Source organism: Shewanella gelidii (assembly GCF_014647855.1).
Classification (GTDB): Bacteria; Pseudomonadota; Gammaproteobacteria; order Enterobacterales; family Shewanellaceae; genus Shewanella; species Shewanella gelidii.
This window is the reverse complement of sequence record NZ_BMPZ01000001.1, coordinates 524,650-547,865: the sequence shown is the minus strand read 5'-3', so window position 1 is coordinate 547,865 and position 23,216 is coordinate 524,650. Positions and strand designations below refer to the sequence as shown.

Here is a 23,216-nt window from a genome sequence, read left to right as displayed (position 1 = left end):
TTGTTTGAACGACAACGCCATCTGTTCAGGTCTATTTGTTAGCAATGCTTATAGAATGGGTTTTAAATGCGCGTCGAGATCCCCCGATATGCCATCGTGATAGTCGAAAAACTGATCTCTTTGAGAGTTTGGGTACTGCTGTTATGGGCGGTGGTATTTGCCGCTGCTTTTATGATCGCAAGCCAATTACAATTTGATGCAAGTTTTAAAAGTTATTTTTCTAAGGCTGACCCAAGATTTCAGCAAAACTTGTCTTTTGAGTCTGACTATCAAACCAGTCAGCTGATTATCGTATTACAAGAATCTCGTTCTTGGCGGCAAGCACCTTTGCAAGCACGGCTCACCGAAATTTCACAGCAATTGCAGCAATTGCCTTTTGTTGAATCGATCGTTTCAATACAGGATCTTAAAGATAGTCAAGCCGCAGTACTTACTTATAAAAAGCATCCTCGAGAATCTTTGCTCATTAGTGAGGATGAACAAAAAGTATTGTTAAAGCTAACGATGACGCTGGAATCACTGCAGGGGAGCAACAGTCAGCTAGTGCAGCGTCATATGGAAGATATTGATGCTGTAATTAGCGCTTGGAAAAAGCAGTCATCCACGCTGGAAGTTTTTTATTCTGGAAGCCATGCGTTGAATCAACAATATGCGGAAGTATTAAAGCATGACTTACGCTGGTTTTTACCCGGATTAGCCTTTGTGTTGGGAATGATGCTTGTTGCCACAGTGCGTCACCGTGCGTGGTTAGTTGGAATCGTAGTGAACTCAAGTTTGACGTTACTGCTGACAATTGCATTTGCGGTGATTTTTGAATTGAAATTGGCTGCAATAAGTGCGGCAGTCCCCATGATTATTGGCAGCTTGTCAATTGCCTACGCAGTGCACCTTTATTTTTCATGGGCGCGTTTTAATCAGCAATTGTTTTCATTTCATGCCGCAATGAAGAAGAGTGTTGAGGAGAACATAATGCCACTGCTGGGTGGCACGATGACGACAGCACTGGGCTTTTCATGTTTGATGTTCAGTCCGTCCCCCCCCATTCAGGGGTTTGGCTTGATGATAGCGTTTGCGGTTGTTGTTAATTTTGTGCTCAATTTCAGCCTGTTACTGGTTATTGCGTCCTTTCAAAGAGTGCAAAAAGTCCGTTGGCAAGGGTTATTTCCCGTATTGGCCAATTTAAATGGTGGGCGACTGAATCGTTACGTTTTTGCTTTGATGGCTGGCTTAACCCTGCTCAGTGCCATGAGCTTGAGTCAGTTATCAGTCAACGACGACCCGTTTGGGTATTTTCCAGAAAATAGTAGCTTCAGCCGCTCTAAGGCCGCGCTTAATGATGGCTTCTTTGGTGTCAATCAAGTGATGTTTGAACTGGATACTCAAAAAGCAATGGGCGTGACCCGTTCTCAATACATTAAATTTGCCAACAAGTTTCGCCGCTATTTGCTGCAACAACCTCAAGTGATTCGAGTGGATAGTTTGCCTGATTGGCTCAAAACGTCCGGTGCGAGTGCCAGCCAATTTAGGCGGCTGTTTCGTGAGTACTCGGTTCCAGCGCTTGGATTAGCCACTGAAGTGAACCACAGTGCAAGTGCCAGTGTTGTCAGTGTGTTTTTACTTCCGATGGATGCATCAGAATTACTTTCGTTTGAAGCTCAGATCCAGGAGTGGTTAAAGAATAATGTGGACTCGTCTGAGCTGAAAGTGAGTCAGGCGCTTGGCTATCAAATGTTATTCGCGCATTTAAGTATCGAGAATAGTCAAAGCATGTTGGCTTCATTTGGATTAACTTTGCTACTGTCTTTATTGTTTGTGTTATGGGTGACCCGGTGCTGGAAGTCGACTGGTTTAGCACTGCTCGCGAATGCACTACCGCTACTATGGGTGTTTGGGATTTGGTACTGGCTTGGTCGTGACATCAGTTTAGGTAGCGCGGTCGTGATGGGAATGATTATCGGTATTATTGTAGATGATACATTGCATATTACTCTTAACGCTAAACCTACATCTCCCGACTCACTTCAACAGCCGTTATCTTTTCCAAGTCTTCCGGCATTAACGTTTACCTCTATGACTTTGGTCGTGGGGCTAGCCGTTGGCTTTGTATCAGAGTTTAAGCCAATTTTTGATTTGAGTTTACTGTCATGTATGACGTTAGTCCTAGCATGGTGGTTTGATGTGTATGTACTTACAAGTTTGATGAGACGATATATGGGGAGAGAGTCGTGAACGCACATGTAAACACGAGGTGTTTTCCTGCCCCAGCAGCGAGATCGGCGCTGGCACCGCGAAAGAACAACTTAAGAATTCTTGACTGGATGGAAACCGAAGGGGTTGACCTTCAAATGTATAGTTCGGCTGAGCAAAACTCCTTGTCGGTACTAATTCCCTTACTTTTATGTGGCGAGCAATCAGCGCAATTGGTATTCAGCCAAGAAGTGGCTCGGCTGGCGCATCAATGCCAACATAGTATGAAAGCTTTGCAAGAGGTCGAGTTGGATGAGTATTACCATGATCTGGCGCTTCAGCATGTGTTAAATCAGTTACCCAAACAGCCATTACAACGGCAGGCACAACGAAAAGCCAAACGCTTTTATACCAGCTTGGCGCGAGCAGATAATTTAAGCCAGCATTTTGTGCGAATTTCTACTCTTGATGCTTGTGTGACGCAATTAATGCAAGCTGTAGAGCATTGCTATTTAGGCGCTCACCATCCCTTTGCTCGTTTATGTGGCTTGATTAAAAAAGATGAAGCAAAACATGTCTATGTCAGCCGACAACACGCATTTCTTCTTGGTGCGACTAAGCAGGATTTTGTTGCAGAGCAACAATTGATTCTCGCCGCACTCTTTAGATTATTGAGCGAATTTGAACAAACTTTTACTCAGCTTGGGATTGATCTTAATCTTGTTTTTCAGCGTTTGGAGGCAAAATGGCAGTAAAATTTGCACCGCAGGATTTATCACTTTTATCACATAGTTACTTGTTACCCAATGAGTCTATTAGCAATGAAAGTTTGTATCATATGCTGCAAACCCAATGTGGTTTTTTCCATGCTCGAAAAGCAAAAATAATTGCGCATAAAATGGGGATTCAACAGCGGCATTGGGTGCGTGATTTATCAAAATCTCGCAGTCAGCCCTCTCCGACGGCTATTGATTTAGGGGCTCAGGTCTTGCGCAAAGCGCTTCAAGGAGCCAACTTAGAAGCCGCTCAACTCGACTATTTAATCAGTCATACATGTACGCCTCATACTCAAGTCCCCCCAAATGCTGCTTGGCTTGCTGATAAGCTGAACTTTGCAGGCCCCTATTTGGAGCTTCGCCAAGCTTGTACTGGTTTTGCGAATGGGCTGCAAGTGGCGTCAGCGTTTGCGGCGGCAGGCAGTGATTACCTTGCGATTACGGGGATAGAAACCGGATCTGTCTATTGTGAAATGAGCAAAGAGTTTTTGAACTCAGAGCAGCTTGTGAATTTGATGCAAATGGGGGATGGTGCTGCCGCAGTCGTTTTGGCACCGGCAAATGGTGGGCGTCAGCGGTTAAGTGATATTTACTTGGGGCAAGTTGGTCAAGGAAAGCAGCCGGGGTTTTATCTCGATGGTGGCTCACACAATATTGGTTTCGGAAATATGGCGCGCTTTAGTCATGATACCGAAGCCGTGCGAGCTCAAGGCAGCCAACTGTTTGAACTTGGGCTAAAAGCGGTGCTTGAGCGTGGTTATCATCTCGATGATTTCAAGTACATTTTACCCCATCAAGCCAATGGCCATATCGATAAGTTGCTGGCCGATGCTCTTGATATTGAGCCAAATCGAATTATCAATCATGCAAAAAATATGGGGAATCTTGGCTCGGCAGCGATCTGGGTTAGTTTTTCGCAGATGTTAGCATCTTACCCATTAGCTGAAGGAGATAAAGTGCTGGTACTCGGTGCTGAAGCGACCAAGTATTTATACGGTGGCTTTGTTTATACACATTAGATTTTGAAACCTCGCTAAGTCGGATATTCAACCCATAAAAAGCGGGCAAAAGTGAATACCTTTGCCCGCTCTTTATGGGTTCATGGTGTGATACGTGATCACATCAATGCTTACGGTTTAGCTTGCTTGCTGCTTCGGTTTAACTTTCTCTGCTTTAACTGCGCAAATCTTAAATTCAGGGATCTTGGACACCGGATCTAAGGCGTTAATCGTTAGCTTATTTGCTGCGGACTCTGCAAAGTGGAAGGGCAGGAATAACACACCAATTTGAGCGCGCTTCGTGACAAAGGCTGCAATCTCAATCTCGCCACGGCGCGTACTGAGCTTAAGCATGTCGCCATTGCCTACACCCAATTTTTCGGCATCGTAGACTGAAATCATTACTTTTGGTGAAGCAAGTAGATCAAGCCCTGGCGTTTTACGTGTGAGCGTACCTGTATGGAATTGCTCAAGTAGACGCCCAGTTGATAGCGTTAGTGGGTAATCTTTATCCGGCATTTCCGCAGGTAATCGATAGCCTACAGGCTTCAATTGCCCCGTGCCGCGAATAAACTCATCAACATGCAATATCGGGGTTCCTGGGTGGTTTTCATCAGGACAAGGCCATTGGATACCATTGATGTTATTTTCTAAGCGCTCCCATGTGATACCGCGATATTGGGGTGTGACTTGGTTTACTTCGGCCCAAATATCTTTTTCAGATTGATAGTTCCAATCTGCGCCCATAGCTTTTGCTATGTTTTGGATAATCTTCCAATCTTCAAGAGCCTGACCTGGCGGCTGCATGGCAACGCGCAGCTGTTGAACTCGGCGCTCGGTATTCGTGAAGTGTCCACGCTTTTCTGCAAATGCAGCAGCAGGGAGAACCACATGAGCAAGCTCAGCAGTTTCAGTCATAAAGATATCTTGGACAATCAAGAGTTCTATTTGATTGAGTGCCTCTAATACGTGTGCTTGATCGGGATCGCTCAGCACTGGGTTTTCACCCATGACATAGAGAGCCTTGAGTTTACCTTGGGTGACAGCATGCATCATTTCCGTCGCGGAGAAGCCCGGCTCCGTTGCAAGGTTGTCATTTTTCCAAGCCTTGGCAAAGGCATCCTTATGTTCAGGGATGTTCGTTTTTTGGTAGCCCGGGTAATAGTTGTATAGCGCACCCATATCGCATGCGCCTTGAACATTACTTTGGCCACGTAATGGGTTAATCCCTGCGCCATCAATTCCGAGGTTACCCGTAATTAATTGTAGGTTTGAGATCGTGGTGACATTGTCATGGCCAGAAGTATGCTGGGTAATTCCCATTGCATAGTAGATAGCTGTTTTCTTGGCCGTACCGATCATGCGTGCCATTGCGGCAATGTCTTGTTCGCTAACTCCCGTAATGATCGCTGCATTTTCTAGACTGTAGTCCTCTTTAAGGAGTTCATCTTTTAGCGCCGCAAATCCTTGCGTTCGGGCATTGATATAATCAAGGTCATGCCAATCATTCAGGATAATTTGTTGCATGATGGCGTTGAGCAACATGACATCGGTGCCAGGTTTTTGGGCAACGTAAAGCTCAGCACTATCGGCAATACCGACTTTCTTTGGATCTGCAACCATAAGGCGAGCACCACGTTCTTGGATCGCATTCTTAATATGGGATGCGATAATCGGGTGTGCGCAGGTCGTGTCAGAACCGAGGATGAAAATCAGATCGGATTGCTTGATGCTTGGAATATCGTTGGTCATTGCACCACTGCCAACGGTTGCGCGTAAGCCTGTTACCGTGGAGGAGTGACATAGTCGTGCGCAATGATCAATATTGTTAGTACCGATAACATTACGAATAAACTTCTGTAATACAAAGTTTTCTTCGTTTGTTGCTTTGGCCGATGACAAGGCTGAAATCGCATGGGACCCATAATCTGCTTTCGTTTTGGTCAAACGAGTCGCGATATATTCAACGGCCTCATCCCAACTTGCAGGTTGTAGCTCGCCATCTTTCCGGATAAGCGGTGTTGTCAAGCGTTTCGGACTTTGTAAGAAGTCAAATCCTGAGCGGCCTTTAACGCAAAGCATCCCCTCGTTGACTGGTGATGTGTCATCACCGGTTACACGCATAATTTTGTTTTTGGCTTCATCCACATGAAGCTCAACACGACAGCCAACTCCGCAATAGGTACAGACGGTTGACGTTTTCTTCAACTCAATGGTGCGACCTTGTGTCTTATCTCGAGCATCAACCAGTGCGCCAGTTGGGCAGACTTGAACACAATTACCACATTGAACACAATCACTATCATCCATTGACGCTTTAAAGCCTACACGAGGTGCAGTGCGCTGTAATTCCTCATTCGCCGTTAGCGATAGGGGCAGGGCTTGATAGCTATCGCGCTCAAAGCAAATTGCGTTATGGCCACTTTGGTTGTGACATGCCTCAACACAGGCGCCACAACTGATACAGCGGTTAGCATCAAAGGTAATAAACGGCGCGCTATCATCGACTTTAAATTTACGCGCTTGGCTCTGATCTAACTTCATGCCATCGACTTTATACTCGGTGGCGTAATCTCGCAGTTTACAATCTGTATTTGCTTGGCAAGCACATTCAAGACAACGCGCAGCTTCTTTCATGGCTTCATCTGGAATAAAGCCAAGTTCGACTTCCGCAAAATCCATAATTCGGCGTAATTCACCTAATTCAGGCATTTTTAAGCGTGGTGTCGGTTTTACCTCAGGGTATAACTCTACAGATAAAGATGCCGTTTTCTTTGCTTTAATCGAATTGAATTCAGCGGGCTCTAGATTACAGGTTAAGCCTTCTTTGAGTTGTTTCTCAATGGCGATAGCAGCTTTACGACCGTCACCAACTGCAGCCACAGCGGTCGCAGGTCCAGTGCGCGAGTCACCAATAACAAAAAGCTTATCGACACCCGCAGACATGGTTTGCTCACAACCTAGGAATGTCTTCCAGCGAGTGAGGGCAAGCTCGCCACTAGTAACATGGTTTTCTGGTTGTTCCAGAAACTCTAAGTCGACTTGCTGAGAGACCGCGGGAATCACTGTATCGAACTCTTGCTCAAACGTTTCACCAGTGGGTTTAGGAGAGCGTCGACCTGAGTCATCTGGTTCGCCTAAAGCCATCTTGGCAAGCGTTATCGATCTTACCCGGCCATTTTCGTCGGCATGGTTTTCAACAGGGTTGGTTAGGAAATGGAATTTAACGCCTTCCACTTCTGCTTCATGAATTTCGTATGGTTCTGCGGGCATTTCATCGCGGCCACGACGATAGATTAGCGTGACGTCTGCGCCTGCGCGTAATGCGGTACGAGCACAATCAATCGCTGTATTACCGCCACCGATGACGGCGACTTTTTTACCCGTTACTAATTTTTGGTCTGTGCAATAGTCGCGCAGATAATCGACACCAAGGTAGCAGCCATCTAAGTCACTTCCTGGGTAATTCATAGGCACCGCTTTTTGTGCGCCAATGGCTAAACAAACGGCATCGTAATCCGCGACAAGCTCGGTGAGGTTGGTATCGCGCCCGAGGCGGACGCCGGTTTGGATATCCATGCCGTTACGAGTGAGTAGTTCGATTTCTTTATCTAGAATGGCCTTTGGCAAACGGTATTCAGGAATACCATATCGAAGCCAGCCCCCAGCTTTAGGGCTAGACTCAATCACCGTGACCTCATGGCCATTGTTTGATAAATAGTAACCCGCACTTAATCCAGCAGGGCCACTTCCAATAATGGCAACTTTTTTACCGGTCGCAGGTGCTCTAGGTGGCACATAGGTGTCAGCATCGTTTAAATCAAGGTCTGCGGCATGGCGCTTGAGCTGGCGAATCGCAACTGGCTCATCAACCAAGCCCCGGCGACATTCGGTTTCACAAAATGCGGGGCAAACGCGGCCAATCGAAAGCGGCAACGGCAAAGTCTCTTTAATGACTTTGACTGCTTCTTTGTGATCACCTTGGGCAATATGGTACAGGTAAGACTGTACATCTACTCCTGCAGGGCATGCGGTTTGGCAAGGAGCCTCACAGTCGGCGAAATGGTCGCTCAAGATTTCTTTCAAAGCGGCTTGACGAACTTTACTGAGGTAGCTGGATTGTGTGATCACATCCATGCCCGACTCTGCCTGTGTTTCACAAGCACGAACACAGCGTTCGCTGCCATCGTTGTTTTTAATCTGGACTTGGCACAAGTTGCAGTGTTGTTTGCCAGCATCATGGGAATAGTCACATAGACTAGGGATGCTTACGCCCGCAGTAGTAGCAACTTTTAATAAGTTGTCACCCTGCGCTAAAGATAGCGACTTGCCATCGATTTTGATATCTATCATCGCGAGGCCTTTATTTCGGTTCAGTGCCATTTATTTCTTAACTGCTTGCATTTGCAATGAGCTATTTTTGGCTTGTAGGGTAAGGCAGAATAAAGAGAGTATACCTACGGTGTTTTTTCATGCAGCGAATGCTGTTTAAGTTTTCACTAAATTTGCAGATGTATTCACAGATGTTCGGCCTATTGTGCAGTTTAAGCTGGCTAGCATGCATTTATATGTGATCTAGATCATTTAAGTTAATATTAGACTAAAGTCTGATATTTGACCCCTTTAAAATCAATGGATTACAAATTCTGGTTTGACCAGTATTTCAGCGTTTTTGCGCTAGGAGCCCACTGGTCTGAGCTGTGCTGCTGTTTTTGTCAGCAGTATATGTGACTTACTTGTTAAACTGGCTTGGGTGACTAAATATCTCTAATTGGGTACATATATACGCACTTGTTATGTGGGTATTGTGTTCAATATTGTTGCTGAAACAATCATTGTATTCCCCGATGTTATTATTGTTAGCGCGTCATTTTTTTTACAAATACCACAACAAACAATGCGATGGTAAAACTGCCAGTAAAAGCTTCCATTGCCGCAATCGCACGACTTAATCCAATGGGCGTAAAGTCACCATATCCTAAGGTCGTAAAGGTGACGACCGAATAGTATATACAGTTGAAAAATAGCGAGACATTAGTTGCAAGGTCGTGCTGTGCTGAAAATACATGAACGGTGCCATCGAACTTGAGCCCAGTAAAGAGGTAAAGGATTGCGCAAATGAGGATGAACAAAGCAGAGAAAACAATGACTCGCAATGGTGCTTCTCCATAGCCGCAAAACAGATCGGTCGCTTTGCTTAGAACCCGAGCGCAGCTAAATTTAGGCATTTGTTGACGTCGCATGACCAATTCTTGACGTAAACAATGTCCTGCAAAAGTAAACAACCCTTCTTTTTCTGCCGCTTTACGAAGGTCACGGTAGATCTCTTCTGCTTGCTCAAAGTAGTCTTTGGCAATATCCCTTTCACCGACTTGTCGTGCTTGAATCGCGAGATTTTCTTGTTTTATTCGTTGTCCAAGCTTGATGTTCTCTATTCTTGCGCCGCGCCATTTCGCACCCAATAAATTACAGTTTAATAAATTTGCACAATGAATATTGGCTTCACGAAGATCGGCTTTCATCAGGCTGGCATTTTCAAGATTGAGGTTGAATAAGTGAGAGCCATTAAGATCGGCACGGTATAGCTCACAGAAACTCATGTCATAACCGGTTTTGGAATGATGTTTGACTAAATCAATGCCTGCTAAATTTGCTCTTTTTAACGCGAGTCCGCGCATCATACCGCCACTTTGGGCGTAAGCTTCAAGGCGTTTAGCATCGTCAGGGCGATTTTTAGTTATTCTTGGGTCGTGCCAGTAGCAAAGACCGGAATCTCCGGCTGGCTCGCTACACGAAAAGCCCTCGTCTTCGTGATAGCAGCAAATATCATCTCGGGTTTCCATAGTTATAAGTATAGCCAAATATTGAATGGACTAATTCTTCGGCCAAACTGTCGTGCACGGGAGATGCTCTATAGTTGAGATGAAACCATATTATTCGTTTTTAAGCGTCATTATTGATTCTGTCCTCCAAAGGGTAGCCAGAGACAATTCTTCAAGGGAATTGTGTGCCTAGGGATTATAATTATTTGCAAAAATATTCAGCATAAACCTGAATTGAGCCTAGGTTTCAATGATGGCATAGGTTAAAATGCCGCCCTTGCAAATCGATTAATCGTAACAAGTTGAAAAAACATGTTTGAAGTAAATCCGGTAAAATTCAAAATCAAGGAGCTGTCAGACCGTACAGAACTCCTGAGGGGGTACCTTTGACTATGACGCAAAACAAGAGCGTCTAGAAGAGGTAAGCCGTGAGCTGGAAAGCTCTGAAGTGTGGAATGACCCTGAGAATGCCCAAGCGTTGGGTAAAGAACGTGCTGCACTCGAAGCCGTTGTGAAAACCATTGATGATATGGATTCTGGGTTAGAAGATGTCGAAGGGTTAGTTGAACTCGCCGTCGAAGAAGACGATGAAGAAACGTTCAATGACGCCAGCAGTGAGCTTGATGAACTAGAGAAGCGATTAGAGGAGCTTGAATTCCGTCGTATGTTCTCTGGTAAACATGATACGGCCGATTGTTACTTAGATATTCAATCAGGCTCGGGCGGCACTGAAGCTCAAGATTGGGCTAATATGGTGTTGCGCATGTTCCTGCGCTGGGGCGAAGCCCACGATTACAAACCTGAATTGATAGAAGTAACAGATGGTGATGTCGCAGGAATAAAAGGCGCAACGATTAAGTTTACCGGTGAGTACGCTTTTGGTTGGTTAAGAACCGAAACCGGTGTCCATCGCTTAGTACGAAAGTCGCCTTTTGATTCTTCCGGTAAACGCCATACTTCATTTTGCTCTGTGTTTGTTTACCCAGAGATTGACGACTCCATTGAGATTGATATCAATCCTGCTGACTTGCGTGTCGACACTTATCGCGCTTCGGGCGCAGGTGGTCAGCATGTGAACAAAACTGAGTCCGCGATCCGGATTACTCACTTACCGACCAATACGGTTGTTCAGTGCCAAAATGATCGCTCGCAACATAAAAACCGTGATTCAGCGATGAAACAGCTGAAGGCTAAATTATATGAGCTTGAAATGCTCAAACAAAATGCAGATAAACAAGCTGCAGAAGATGCTAAGTCTGATATTGGTTGGGGTAGCCAAATCCGCTCCTATGTATTGGATGATGCCAGAATTAAAGATTTACGTACCGGCGTAGAAAACCGTAATACTCAGAGCGTCCTTGATGGCGACCTGGACAAGTTTATTGAAGCCAGCCTGAAGTCAGGCCTGTAACGAGAGAAGAAGATGACTGAACAAGTTCAAGATGAAAACAAGCTAATTGCAGAGCGTCGTGCCAAACTTGCGCACATCCGCGAAAACTGTCCGGCGAATGGTCACCCAAATAACTTCGATCGAAAACACAAGGCTGCGGATATTCAGGCTGAATATGGCCAATATAGCAAAGAAGCGCTCGAAGAGATGGGCGTACAGCGCTCTATCGCGGGTCGAATTATGGCAAAGCGTGGCCCATTTCTTGTGTTGCAAGACGTCAGTGGTCGTATCCAAGCCTATGCAGGCAAACCCGTTCAAAAAGATTTGAAAGCAACTTATCAAGGGTTAGATATTGGTGACATTATAGGTGTTACCGGTCAATTACACCTTTCTGGTAAGGGTGATTTGTATGTCAACATGGAAGAGTATCAGCTACTAACCAAAGCTCTGCGTCCTTTACCTGAGAAATTCCATGGTTTGCAAGATCAAGAGACTCGTTACCGCCAGCGTTACGTTGACTTAATTGTGAACGAAGAGTCTCGTAATGCTTTTGTGATGCGTTCTAAAGTTGTGACTGCGATTCGTAATTTCATGGTCAAAAAAGAGTTCATGGAAGTAGAAACGCCGATGATGCACACCATTCCTGGTGGCGCGTCAGCTCGACCTTTCATTACACATCATAACGCGCTCGATATCGAAATGTATTTACGTATTGCGCCAGAGTTATATTTGAAGCGTTTGGTTGTCGGTGGGTTTGAGCGGGTGTTTGAAGTTAACCGTAACTTCCGTAACGAAGGCCTATCGCCGCGTCATAACCCTGAATTCACCATGATGGAATTCTATATGGCGTATGCAGATTACAATGATCTGATGGACTTGACCGAAGAGATGTTGAGCTCTATCGCAGTTGAGCTTTGTGGGTCGCCACAGCTACCATACGGTGAGCACACGGTTGATTTTGGTGGTCCCTATGCGCGTTTGAGCATGCTGGATGCAATCAAAAAATATAACCCTGACAATGCTGAAATTCAGTCTATGACCTATGAAGAGGTGAAAGACGTTGAGTTTATGCGTAAGCTAGCCAAGAGCCTGCATATTGAAGTGGAGAGCTTCTGGACCTGTGGTCAATTGCTTGAGGAAATCTTTGGTGAGACTGCTGAGCCGCAATTAATGCAGCCAACCTTTATTACTGGTTACCCTGCAGATATTTCGCCGCTGGCTCGTCGCAACGATGATAACCACTTTATTACTGATCGCTTCGAGTTCTTCATCGGTGGCCGTGAAGTGGCAAATGGTTTCTCTGAGCTGAATGATGCAGAAGATCAAGACAACCGCTTTAAAGCGCAAGTTGATGCCAAAGACGCTGGTGACGATGAAGCGATGTTCTATGATGCAGATTACATCGCAGCACTTGAACATGGCTTACCGCCAACAGCTGGACAAGGTATCGGCATTGACCGTTTGGTGATGCTATTTACAAACACTCACACGATTCGTGACGTGATTCTATTCCCTGCACTGCGCCCACAGACTTAAATTTGTAGAGCGAATAGCTAGCCATTAGAAACCAGCCTTCGGGCTGGTTTTTTTGTTGTGGGGTCTGCTGAAATTTTGAGTTGAATTTACAATAGAGTATTGAAAATCAATTGCCTAATATTTAGTGTATGCGTTAAGTATGAAAATAGAGTCGTGCCTTTCATATATCCCATGTATAGATAACAAGGAATTAAGTTATGTCTATTCAAAAATGTACTGTTTTTTTGATTGTACCATTCGCTATTTCAGGTTGTTTGAGTTCAACCGAGTCCGATAATATTGATAATAATGCGCTGTGGGCATCAATAAAGATAGAGGATAGAAATGCAGGGCCAACTGCGAAAGTAACTGCTGAACTGAATGTAGGAGGTTTTAGCGGTACTAACGTTGAGCTTTCTGATGGGGAAAAGCTGGAAGTTACTGTGAATGGGGAAACCAGTGAACTTAAACATGATACTGATTTTCTAGATATTGACTATCAAACCCATGTGCAAGTAACACGGGAAGTGACGTTGTTTACCATTGATTTTTATAGAAATGGAGAACCCGATATTTTAGGTTCGAATGTGGAGTTGCCTTTAGCTTTTGATATAGTGGAGCCAGAGGAAGAACAAAGGATTTTTTCTGATACACCATTGAGTGTGCAATGGAACTCTGCATTATCTGATAGTGAAATGAAAGTTAATGTAAGTGTTAGTTGTGGCACATCTACAGGTGGCACTGTGGCACTAGCAAAGGATTTTATGACAGCTGACGATGGGAATTACAACGTCAACCTGAATACTGCATTTTTAAATGAAATACAGGATCTAGATAGAGAGCAAAGCTGCGATGTTGAAGTTGAATTGCTTCGTCGAAGTGAAGGCTCGCTCGCAGATGGATATGGAGAAGGGGGCGAAATTGTTGCCTTGCGTGCTCGTAAAGTAGACGAAATCACTCTAGTTATTAATAATTAGCTTTCAGACCTTTAAAGATGAAACTATTTTGCATTTTATATGACCAGCCTTCGGGCTGGTTTTTTATTGATTTGAAAAGAAAGTTGGTTACGTCAGGTCTTGTTAATTAACTGCGCTTTATCAAATTTCTTTTTGAATTTTTGAGGGTTCCTATGAAGTTTTGGAAAATCATTTTATTGCTGCTTAGCCATGGTGTTATTGGTTTTGTCGGGTTTGCAGCTGGAATTTATACCTTGCCGATTATAACGGCGCCTGATGCGCCATCAGTTACTGAGGTGCGCCAGCTTGCAGGTGCTGCTGAGTACCGCACTGAGTTTGTTCGAGATTTAAAAGATAGTGATGGACTGCACTGGGGCGAGGGAACGGTTGCGATTAGTGCAGATATAGTGACCTTGATGGGTGAGCTAGCGCCAGGGCCTGACTATCGTCTTTATTTTGCTAAGGAATTTGTTGAAACTGAGTTAGATTTTAAACGACTCAAGTCGACTATGGTGGATGTAGGGGATATTGAAACTTTCAAAAACTTTGCCGTGACCTTGCCTGAGGGCTTTGACCCTAGTGAATACAATACTGTCATTGTTTGGTGTGAGTCATTTAATCAGTTTATTACTGCAGCGCAATATCAAAGCTAAAGTGATGCAATGAGCAGGGCAAAAAGAGCTTTGTCGTTGATGAAGGCATTCAAATGTTTGAATGCCTTTATTTTTTGTCATGATAAAGTCAGCGTTCCTATTCCAAGCCTATGAAGCAAAGCCAATTTGAGGCACAATAGCGCCCAATTTTTATGCTGGCACTAACTAAGGATTTCCCATGGACCAACTAACCATTACTACGCCTGATGATTGGCATTTACACTTTCGCGATGGTGATATGCTGGGGGAAACGGTTCCTGCCACTGCTAGATTATTTCAGCGCGCGATTGTGATGCCTAATTTAGTGCCGCCAGTGACAACCGCGTCGATGGCGGTAGATTATCGAGCGCGTATTTTGGCAGCGCGCCCGCAAGGCAGCAACTTTGAGCCACTAATGACCTTATATCTAACCAATGATACGACGGCGCAAGATATTCGTGACGCCAAAGCTGCTGGTGTTGTCGCTGCAAAGCTTTACCCTGCTGGAGCAACGACCAATTCTGATGCGGCCGTGAAAGCGCTAGATGCCTTATTCCCAATTTTTGAAGTGATGGCAGAAGAGGGCGTGTTGCTGTTGGTTCATGGTGAGGTCACGGAGTCGCATATTGATATTTTCGATCGTGAAAAGGCATTTATCGATCGCTATATGGCGCGCATTGTTGCTGCTATGCCAACGCTTAAAATTGTATTCGAGCATATCACGACTAAAGATGCAGCCGAGTTCGTTACCGATGCACCTAGCAATATTGCGGCAACCATTACTCCGCAACATCTTTTGCTAAATCGTAATGATCTGTTAGTCGGTGGTGTGCGCCCGCATAACTTCTGTTTACCCGTTTTAAAGCGCAATGTTCACCAGCAGGCACTGCAGGCGGCGGTGATGACGGGTTCGAGTAAGTTTTTCTTAGGCACAGACTCAGCGCCACATGAAAAGCATCGTAAAGAGTCTGCCTGTGGCTGTGCGGGTTGCTATAGTGCGTGGAGTGCACTAGAGCTTTACACTCAACTATTTGATGAATTGAATATTTTAGATAAGCTCGAAGGCTTTGCCAGTCACCACGGTGCAGATTTTTACGGTTTGCCACGTAATACTGGAACCGTCACTTTAGTCAAAGAAAGCTGGACGGTGCCAGAGCAAATTATTTTGCCAAATGGCAATCCGATTGTGCCATTCTTTGCTGGCGAGCAAGTAAGTTGGAAGGTCAAACAAGGTTAAATTCGCAACTCAAATGAAAAGGGCTGCGAATGGCAGCCCTTTTTGTTTGTCGCTCTATAGAGCATTGTTATTGATTTTAAGTTATTGATTTTAGTTATTGTTTATAGTACTTGTTTTTAATAAGCCCTTTCACAATTGCATTAAACTGAGGTTTCGAAATAACTGCGGATACAGGTTGAGCAAACTCCATTTCAATTTGGGTTGGGTCATCCGTCCAAGCGTTAATTGGCGTAAAAGTGAGTTGCCCATCGACAGTTTTTTCAATCTCAGCCACATGCCACCACAAACTAATGTCTTCGCTAGGCGGGGCAAATAGGTATTGCTCGTTTTCAAAAATTACTTCAACCCTTGTCGTTTCTGCTTCCATAGCAGGATCTTCAGAGTAGTTGTGGACGTAATAGCTATAAGTTGCGACTTCTGGAAAATCTGGGATTGAAATGACTTCTGGTCCGTAGCTATTTGTATCATCGACATCCAAGAAGATAATACTTTCACCTAGTGTGACCGTCTCGTTGGCAAAATAAACATGCCCTAGCTCTTGGGTCTCATTACGAATAATTAGATGAGAGTCTAAATCGCTGGGCTCGTCTCCCCAATTTAAAGTTATTTTGGTTAAGGCTTCTGAGAGAACGAGGCACTCTTCTAGATCTGTATCTATATCGTGCGAGGAAATCTCTACCGTTCGGCTTTGAAAGCCAATCGTTGCCGAAAGCAATATCGTAGAATTCATCCGAACCTGTATGCTAAATGATCCGTCATCGTTTGAATACGTTGTAGAGCGACCAAGATAGTCACGACCATCAGAAATAATACGCGCATTATTCAGTGGAGTGTCTTGCTCATCTACTACACAACCATTAATGATGACGGTGTCATAGATGCGATCTGCATTCCAGGTTGTGAAGTGACTAACTTGGCCTTGATAGAATTGCTCGCCATTAATATTGGTTAGACTGGCTTCACCTTCTTCAATCCACTTACCTGTGACCGAATCATAGTAATATAGAGGAATCGTTGCTGGCGGTGTTGTGCCTGCAACCGGAATGTTAATTACAGCTGTTTTATCAGATGCAAGTTGCAGTGGCGCTCCGTTTTCATCTTCAAAAGTCACGGTGATGGCGCCAAAGGATTCAATTGGCACGGTTTCACCTGCTGGATTGGTGGTGACCATATCCCCTGGCATCATTTCAATATCAATCGCAGGGTTAATGATCGTTAATTCAGCGGCGACAGCAGTTGTTGCTGGATTGCCATTTGCGTCGACCAAACTATTCTCTGGCAAGGATACCAGTACTGTGTTCTCTACACTCAGATCGGTCGCCTGGGTTGCATCAAACGTAACATTTCCGTGGACAGGTTGTAGCAATAATCGATGGGACTGGGCCACTTCGTTTTGCGCCATACTTAACGCGGCTTCGGCATAACCTGCAGCGTCAGCGGTGAGCGTTAGCCGCTCACTTAGCTTGGTATCTTGAATTTTGGTTTGAAATTCACCTAGGTTGTTCGAGGTTGCTTCGGCGACTATTTCCGCACCGTTGGAAAGCTCGATACGCCCCGCTTCGATTGGTATACCATTAAAGTAGTTTACTGTTGTACCAGATAGTGTCAGAAAGAATCTTTCATTGAGGGCGAATTCAACATCGGCTGGTTGTGCACTATCTTCACCGCCATCAGCGATGCGAATCACAACATTGGATACATTGGTTTGAGTCGCTGAAGATAGGTATGAAATTGCCCCCGTTGGGCTAATTGACATGGTAGCTGGGCCAGATACCAATTCAAAACTAATGTCATTTTGAATATCAGTATCATCAACATCATTCACTACTAATTGATAGTTAAACGTATCACCAGCATCGACCGACTGGGCCATTACGGCAGATACAGTCGGGGCATCATTTACCGGTGTTACCGCTATTGCAAAGGTTTGGCTAGCAGTGGCTGCGTTATCTTCTCCACCATCCGTAACTGAGATAGTAACATCACCAGAGTTGAGAACGCCTTCCGTTGGAAGCCACTCAATTAGACCCGTTGTTGAAACTGTCATACCACTTGGTGCATTCATCAGGCTAAACGTCAGATCTGTGCCATTATTTTCATCGTCGGGATCTGTAACGGCGACTTGATAAGTGTATTGAATATCTTCAACAGCAGCGACAACGGCAGTGGAAGAAATGCTTGGTGCGACATTTGCGCTTGATGAGCTGGGTTGCTCTTGTTCAGAGCTTGATGAACTGCCACCGCAGCCAGTTATCGCAATTGATAAGGCCGAAGCGATAGCTGTGGTTCGAAGTATCGGGATTAAGTCCATTTAAAACTCCATTTTGGTATGATTCGAGAGAACAGATTCGCGTCAGATGTTAAGTATCATTCGTTTTTATTTCAATGACTTGTTAGAATTTAGGTCGTTCGTATGATGTTATTAAGGATTCAAGATGGAACAAGAGAATCTAATCGCTGATTTTTCTAAGTTAGAGATGAAACAAGATCTTGCTCATGACTTTGCCCATGTGCAGCGAGTGGTGGCGATGGCAAAGCATCTTTGCGTAGCTGAGCAAGCAGATGTCAATATCGTAATGCCTGCCGCTTGGCTACATGATTGTTTTGCATATGCAAAGGATCACCCTGAACGACATCTAAGCTCTCGTATTGCAGCGCAGCGTGCCTGTGATTTTTTGAGTTCTATTGATTATCCGGCGCAGTATCTTGATTCGATTCACCATGCGATCGTTGCCCATAGTTTTAGTGCCGGCATCCCGCCACAAACCATAGAGGCGAAAATAATACAGGACGCGGATCGGCTTGATGCTCTTGGGGCTATCGGTATTGCGCGCTGTATTCAAGTAAGTACGACACTCGAGCGGCCTTTATACCAACTCGAAGATCCTTTTTGTGAGCAAAGGGCACCGAATGATCAGCTTTTTACACTGGATCATTTTTATCGTAAGTTACTTTTACTGAGTGACAAGATGAATACTGAGTCAGCGAAAAAAGAAGCACAAAAGCGAACAAAGTTTATGAGAGCATATTTGGCTCAGTTGCAGCGAGAAGTTGCCTGACGACGGAGTTGATGGGCGAGACCTTGTGCGCACCTTTGTCGCAACTACACGTCTACTGATTGTAACTGGGCAACGCTCCCCGGCAATAATTCTTGATTTGCTTGCGCTGCTTTCAGTTGCTCTAAGTTTATCTTGCCAATTCTTACTCTTATTAAGCGTAATGTTGGAAAGCCAACTGCAGCGGTCATTTTTCTAACCTGGCGATATTTTCCTTCATTAATCGTAATTGAAACCCAACTACTGACGCCATGTCGCTCATGACGAATTGCGCGCCCACGTGCTGGAAGCGATGGGGGATTGTCTAGTTTAAAAACGCGACAGGGAAGGGTTTGATATTGCGTACCTTTTATACCAATCGTCACTCCTTGTCGTAATCGGGTGAGCGCTTCATCTGTTATCTCGCCATCAAGCTGCACATAATATTCTTTATCTATTTTCTTGCTGCGAACTTGATGGCTGATCATGCCATCGGTTGTAACCAGTAATAAACCTTCAGAATCATGGTCGAGTCGACCGATTGCCATGGCACCGGGAGGGAAGCTGTGTAATTCGCCGAGTAGTGGCTTCTTTTTACGGGTCTCTGGAACAAACTGGCTTAAAAACCCATAGGGTTTGAATAGCATAAAGTGTTGATGTGAGTTTTGTTGGGTTGTCATTATTGTGGTGTGTTGTTATCGATAAAAAACGCCCTGACTTTATCATAAGTACAGGGCGTTTACTGTGACTAAAAGTGGCGGGGCTTATTGCTTAGAAGCTTAAACCAAGCGCTTTTAGCGTTTCGATATTGATATATTTATCAGTTGGTAGGCTATTGTCAGCCTGGAAAGCATTGACGGCTTTCATTGTATCGCCACCAACAACACCATCAATTTTGCCAGGGTTATATCCTTTAGTGGCAAGGGCATTTTGAATATCCATGATGGTCGAACGAGTCATGTTGGTTTCACATAGAATTGGGCGCCATTCCATGAAGCCATCTTGGCTAATCTTGCTCAAGGTGACAGTGTTATATTCTGCAGGAATTTCAGTGCGAACTTCTGATGCAGCAGAAACCAGCTTGGTTACAGAAACCGACTCATATTTCGCTGGGATTTCAACGCGCTTAGTACCGGCTTGCTGAACAACCACACGACGTTTCACCGTTTCATACTTAGCAGGGGTTTCTGTCAGACAGATTTTATTACCCGTACGTGTCGAAGATGGGTGGTCTAAATTGTGGATTTCATGCCATACAAATGAAACGTCAGCAACTTTTTCAGTGACTTCAAAATCTTTATATTTCGCAGGAACTTGAGTACGAACCTCTTTGGCTTCAGAAACCAGTTCTTGGACTTTCACCATTTCGTATTCAGCTGGGATCTCAACGGTACGCGTCGTTGCTGGAGAGACTAAAACGCGTTTACTGAGTTTTTTGTATGTTGCTGGTACTTCAACCAAACACATGATTTCGCCTGTCGCTTCATCAATTTTCTGAATCGGGCCAGTACCTTTCTTCCAAATCGTATGCGCTGGGACATCCACAACCTCTTCGGTCACGGTTTCGTATTGTGCAGGAACTTGCTCAATACGTGTGCTTGCTTCTTTAACTAACATACGCTTTTCTACCCAGCGGAACTCTGCTGGAAGCGTTTCAACAGTTTCATAAGCTTCACTTACAAGAACTGATTCGTTCTTTTGCTCATACTTCGCAGGCAGGTAATGTTCGTGGTAACACATACCTGGTTGCGCGCTGCTTAAGTCGATGCCGTGATCAGACGCAGCTTTCAATAGTTCTGCACTTGCAGGAGCACTTCCTTTTTTCAGGTCAACAAGCCACTGAGTGCCAGCTTCTTTTACGAGCTTTTGCTCTGTTTCAAAATCATATGTGGCTGGCACTGCGACCATCTTGAAGCTAGCAGGCTGAACCTCAACAGTTTCCTGAACGGTTTCGTAGCGAGCAGGGATGACTTCAATTTTTTGGCTCGCCTCTTTTGCTAGCACTTGTTCAGTATATTGTTCGTACTTAGGCTCAACCCAAACACGTGCATAACATTCGCCAGCTTGTGCATTTGGTGGTAGCAATTCACCATCAGCACTGCTGCGAACCATCGCGTCTTGGGCTTTTGCTTCGCGCTTGGCAACGGCCGCTTCGCGTTCTAGTAGCGCTTGGTTACGTTGCTCAAGCTCTGCGGCAGAATAAGGTGAGACTTCGCCTTGTTGGGATGTGGTTGTACATGCGGTTAACAAAATTGCTGCTGAAATGGTACTGAGTTTGAACAGAGTTGTTCGTGAAGTAGCCATGATTCCTCCTGAATAAATGGGTAACTGCTATCAGTCTATCGCGCAAGGTGCCAATTTTATGACTGTGATATTGATCGCGATTATATATGGTTTAATCCAGTATTTCATGCTGTTAATGAGAAAAAGTTAATTGTAAGTCAAAAGTATGGCGTGGCTGGCGTGTGTGTTGTCGATAAGGGTGGTTGTTTATTGAGCTATCTTGGTGGGCTGACGCCTCAGTTTAGCTCGCAAATGAACAGGAGAGGAGTAGACAAGTTGTTGCTATGCTGTTAGCTTTTTGTGTCTTCTCGCGTTTTGAAATTAGATTGCTATTCGCGTTGAGTTTACTCTTTGTTTGCACCGAAAAGTTTGTAGGAGACTTCATGTCTGAAGCACATTACCCATTAAATGATTTCGTAGAATACCCTGAGTCAGAAATGTTGCAACGGGCTGAAGACAATTATCAACAAGTGAAGCGTCGGCACTCTATACGTAAATTTTCAAATAAAGCGGTACCACAAGAAATTATTGAAAAGTGCATTTTGGCGGCGGGTACTGCACCGAATGGTGCAAATCATCAGCCATGGCATTTTGTGGCCATTCAAGATCCTAAAGTGAAGTCTCAAATCCGAGAGCAAGCGGAAGAACTTGAGCGAGCATTTTATGCAGGTCGGGCTGGCGAGGAGTGGTTGGAAGCATTAAAGCCTCTGGGAACGAACGCCGAAAAACCTTACTTAGAACATGCGCCTTGGTTAATTGCCGTTTTTAGTAAAAAGCGAACCGACAATCATGTCACTGGCGGTGAACAAAAGAGTAATTACTATGTGCATGAATCGGTCGGTATTGCGACAGGCTTTTTAATTCAGGCTTTGCATCATGCTGGTTTAGGAACCTTAACTCATACACCAAAGCCCATGAGCTTTTTAAGCAAGGTGTGTGGACGTGAAAATGACAACGATCGACCATACATGTTGATCATTGCAGGTTACCCCGCGACAGATGCGACGATTCCAGAGCATGCTTTGGAAAAGAAACCGCTCAGTGAAATCTGCACTATTTTGTAGTGCTTTGTGAAGATAGGAAGCAGTGACTTAGGTTGATGAATTGTTGAATATCCTAAGCGTCTCTCACCAAGCCTTTTTCGACGGCTTTTATAACCCTTTGTGTCTTTCTGGTTAATGCGGACTGTCCTTGTTCGAGCTGCATTTGATGTTGAGCAAGGGCCCAATCAATATGCTCGAGCACCATGGCGTCGATTTCTTTGCATTGTTTTTTGAGTTGTAAAGCTTGGCGTAATGGCTCTGAAGTTGGCGCATTACCAATGGCTATGGCGATGTTTCTCAGCCAACGATGATGTCCTAAGCGTCGTATTGGGCTACCTTCTGTTATTTTTAGAAATTTTGCTTCATCCCATGAAAACAGCTCAAGCAGATCTGGGTTGATTAGATTGGCGCGGGTGTGAAAATCTGTTTGCTCCGTTAAAGGTGCTTTTGCATTAACTGGACACACAAGCTGACAATCATCACAGCCGTAGATTCGATTACCGATAAGTGGCCTGAATTCCTCAGGAATCGCTCCCTGTAATTCAATAGTGAGATAGGAGATGCAGCGCCTTGCATCGACGATATAAGGCTCAATAATGGCATCGGTTGGACATGATTTTATACATGCGACGCAACTGCCACAGGCTTCTTCAATCGCAATATCTAACGGCAAAGCAATATCAATAAATAGTTCGCCGAGAAAAAACCAACTACCTGCATTTGGGTTAAGTAATAGTGAATGTTTACCGGTCCAACCTAATCCTGCTTTATTTGCTAACGGGCGCTCTAGCGCAGGGGCTGAATCTACAAAGGGTCGATAATTAGGTGCCGCATAGCCCAATGCTTGCAGATGTGACTGAATTTTTTGCCCGAGTTTTTTCAGTCCATTACGCATCATTTTGTGGTAATCGCGTCCACCGGCGTATCGAGAAATGTAGCCGACCGAAGGTGCTTTGAGTGACGTTGCAAATCCGGCTTGGGGAGGGAGGTAATTCATGCGAGCTGAAATGACTCGGGTCGTTCCTGTGTGGAGTTCCGCTGGTCGAGCGCGCATCATACCGTGGCTTTCCATATAAGCCATTTCACCATGGTACTGTTTATCAAGCCAAGCCTGAAATTTTGGTTCTTCGGCGCTGAGGTCGACATCACAAATACCAATTTGCGCAAAGCCCAGCTCATTACCCCATTGCTTTATTAGCCTAGCTAAAACACTGGCTTCTGATGAAGGTAGCTCAGAGACTGGACGTTGCTGATGATGTGATTGGTCAGACTGGGGCATAATGAACGTTCACTAGTTTATTGGGTCAGCGAGTAGCTCATCGCTTATTCAGGCCGCCATTTT

16 protein-coding genes are annotated in these 23,216 nt (G+C 44.8%); 10 read left to right on the top strand and 6 right to left on the bottom strand.

The features are described from left to right. The first annotated feature begins 66 nt into the window (after positions 1-66). From IEY18_RS02425 to IEY18_RS02415, 3 genes are read left to right on the top strand one after another with little or no spacing between them, the layout of a single operon-like run. Positions 67-2,229 (top strand): efflux RND transporter permease subunit, encoded by a 2,163-nt coding sequence (locus tag IEY18_RS02425; RefSeq protein WP_188917433.1) that lies wholly within the window; start codon positions 67-69, stop codon positions 2,227-2,229. After that, positions 2,226-2,942, top strand: a complete 717-nt coding sequence (locus IEY18_RS02420) for a hypothetical protein (protein WP_188917431.1) — start codon at positions 2,226-2,228, stop codon at positions 2,940-2,942. Before IEY18_RS02425 ends, IEY18_RS02420 begins: the two co-directional genes overlap by 4 nt. Beyond that, positions 2,933-3,982, top strand: a complete 1,050-nt coding sequence (locus IEY18_RS02415; protein ID WP_188917429.1) for a 3-oxoacyl-ACP synthase III family protein — start codon at positions 2,933-2,935, stop codon at positions 3,980-3,982. Before IEY18_RS02420 ends, IEY18_RS02415 begins: the two co-directional genes overlap by 10 nt. A 117-nt stretch (positions 3,983-4,099) precedes the next feature. Here IEY18_RS02415 and fdhF read toward each other — a convergent pair whose 3' ends face one another. Together fdhF and IEY18_RS02405 are read right to left on the bottom strand one after the other, a co-directional pair. After that, positions 4,100-8,314 carry a formate dehydrogenase subunit alpha gene (gene fdhF, locus IEY18_RS02410; RefSeq protein ID WP_188917887.1) on the bottom strand — a complete coding sequence of 1,405 codons (4,215 nt, stop codon included), beginning with the start codon at positions 8,312-8,314 and terminating at the stop codon, positions 4,100-4,102. A gap of 506 nt (positions 8,315-8,820) precedes the next feature. Then, positions 8,821-9,804, bottom strand: coding sequence for an ion channel (locus tag IEY18_RS02405; RefSeq protein WP_188917427.1), 984 nt, complete (start codon positions 9,802-9,804; stop codon positions 8,821-8,823). A gap of 291 nt (positions 9,805-10,095) precedes the next feature. On the opposite strand from IEY18_RS02405, the gene prfB reads away from it, so the two are divergent. From prfB to pyrC, 5 genes are all read left to right on the top strand, one after another. Continuing rightward, positions 10,096-11,194 (top strand): peptide chain release factor 2 gene (prfB, locus tag IEY18_RS02400; RefSeq protein ID WP_188917425.1). Its coding sequence is split into 2 segments (ribosomal slippage): positions 10,096-10,170 and positions 10,172-11,194, totalling 1,098 coding nucleotides; the frame shifts between segments, so codons are not numbered across the junction. Between the two features lie 12 nt (positions 11,195-11,206). Beyond that, positions 11,207-12,709 carry a lysine--tRNA ligase gene (lysS, locus tag IEY18_RS02395; RefSeq protein WP_188917424.1) on the top strand — a complete coding sequence of 501 codons (1,503 nt, stop codon included), beginning with the start codon at positions 11,207-11,209 and terminating at the stop codon, positions 12,707-12,709. 197 nt (positions 12,710-12,906) lie between these two features. Then, entirely contained in the window at positions 12,907-13,665 is a 759-nt protein-coding gene (locus tag IEY18_RS02390; protein WP_188917422.1) for a hypothetical protein, read from the top strand. Positions 13,666-13,817: 152 nt separating this feature from the next. Further along, a complete protein-coding gene (locus IEY18_RS02385) occupies positions 13,818-14,297 on the top strand; it encodes a DM13 domain-containing protein (RefSeq protein ID WP_188917420.1) in 480 nt (159 codons plus the stop codon). A gap of 178 nt (positions 14,298-14,475) precedes the next feature. Further along, on the top strand, positions 14,476-15,513 hold the full coding sequence (gene pyrC, locus IEY18_RS02380; protein ID WP_188917418.1) for a dihydroorotase: 1,038 nt from the start codon (positions 14,476-14,478) through the stop codon (positions 15,511-15,513). A 94-nt stretch (positions 15,514-15,607) separates the two neighbouring features. Here the strand turns inward: pyrC and IEY18_RS02375 are convergent, their stop codons facing one another. Then, positions 15,608-17,824 carry a YfaP family protein gene (locus IEY18_RS02375; RefSeq protein WP_188917416.1) on the bottom strand — a complete coding sequence of 739 codons (2,217 nt, stop codon included), beginning with the start codon at positions 17,822-17,824 and terminating at the stop codon, positions 15,608-15,610. 124 nt (positions 17,825-17,948) lie between these two features. Between IEY18_RS02375 and IEY18_RS02370 the strand changes: the two genes are divergently transcribed. Then, on the top strand, positions 17,949-18,572 hold the full coding sequence (locus IEY18_RS02370; protein WP_188917414.1) for an HD domain-containing protein: 624 nt from the start codon (positions 17,949-17,951) through the stop codon (positions 18,570-18,572). A gap of 44 nt (positions 18,573-18,616) precedes the next feature. Here the strand turns inward: IEY18_RS02370 and IEY18_RS02365 are convergent, their stop codons facing one another. Together IEY18_RS02365 and IEY18_RS02360 are read right to left on the bottom strand one after the other, a co-directional pair. Continuing rightward, positions 18,617-19,228 (bottom strand): pseudouridine synthase, encoded by a 612-nt coding sequence (locus IEY18_RS02365; protein WP_188917412.1) that lies wholly within the window; start codon positions 19,226-19,228, stop codon positions 18,617-18,619. A gap of 91 nt (positions 19,229-19,319) precedes the next feature. Beyond that, entirely contained in the window at positions 19,320-20,852 is a 1,533-nt protein-coding gene (locus IEY18_RS02360) for a peptidoglycan-binding domain-containing protein (RefSeq protein WP_188917410.1), read from the bottom strand. A gap of 362 nt (positions 20,853-21,214) precedes the next feature. Here IEY18_RS02360 and IEY18_RS02355 point away from each other — a divergent pair, with 362 nt between their 5' ends. Further along, complete coding sequence (locus tag IEY18_RS02355; RefSeq protein WP_188917408.1) at positions 21,215-21,895, top strand: nitroreductase family protein; 681 nt, start codon at positions 21,215-21,217, stop codon at positions 21,893-21,895. Positions 21,896-21,947: 52 nt separating this feature from the next. Here IEY18_RS02355 and queG read toward each other — a convergent pair whose 3' ends face one another. Beyond that, positions 21,948-23,153 (bottom strand): tRNA epoxyqueuosine(34) reductase QueG, encoded by a 1,206-nt coding sequence (queG, locus tag IEY18_RS02350; RefSeq protein WP_188917406.1) that lies wholly within the window; start codon positions 23,151-23,153, stop codon positions 21,948-21,950. Between the last annotated feature and the right edge of the window lie 63 nt (positions 23,154-23,216).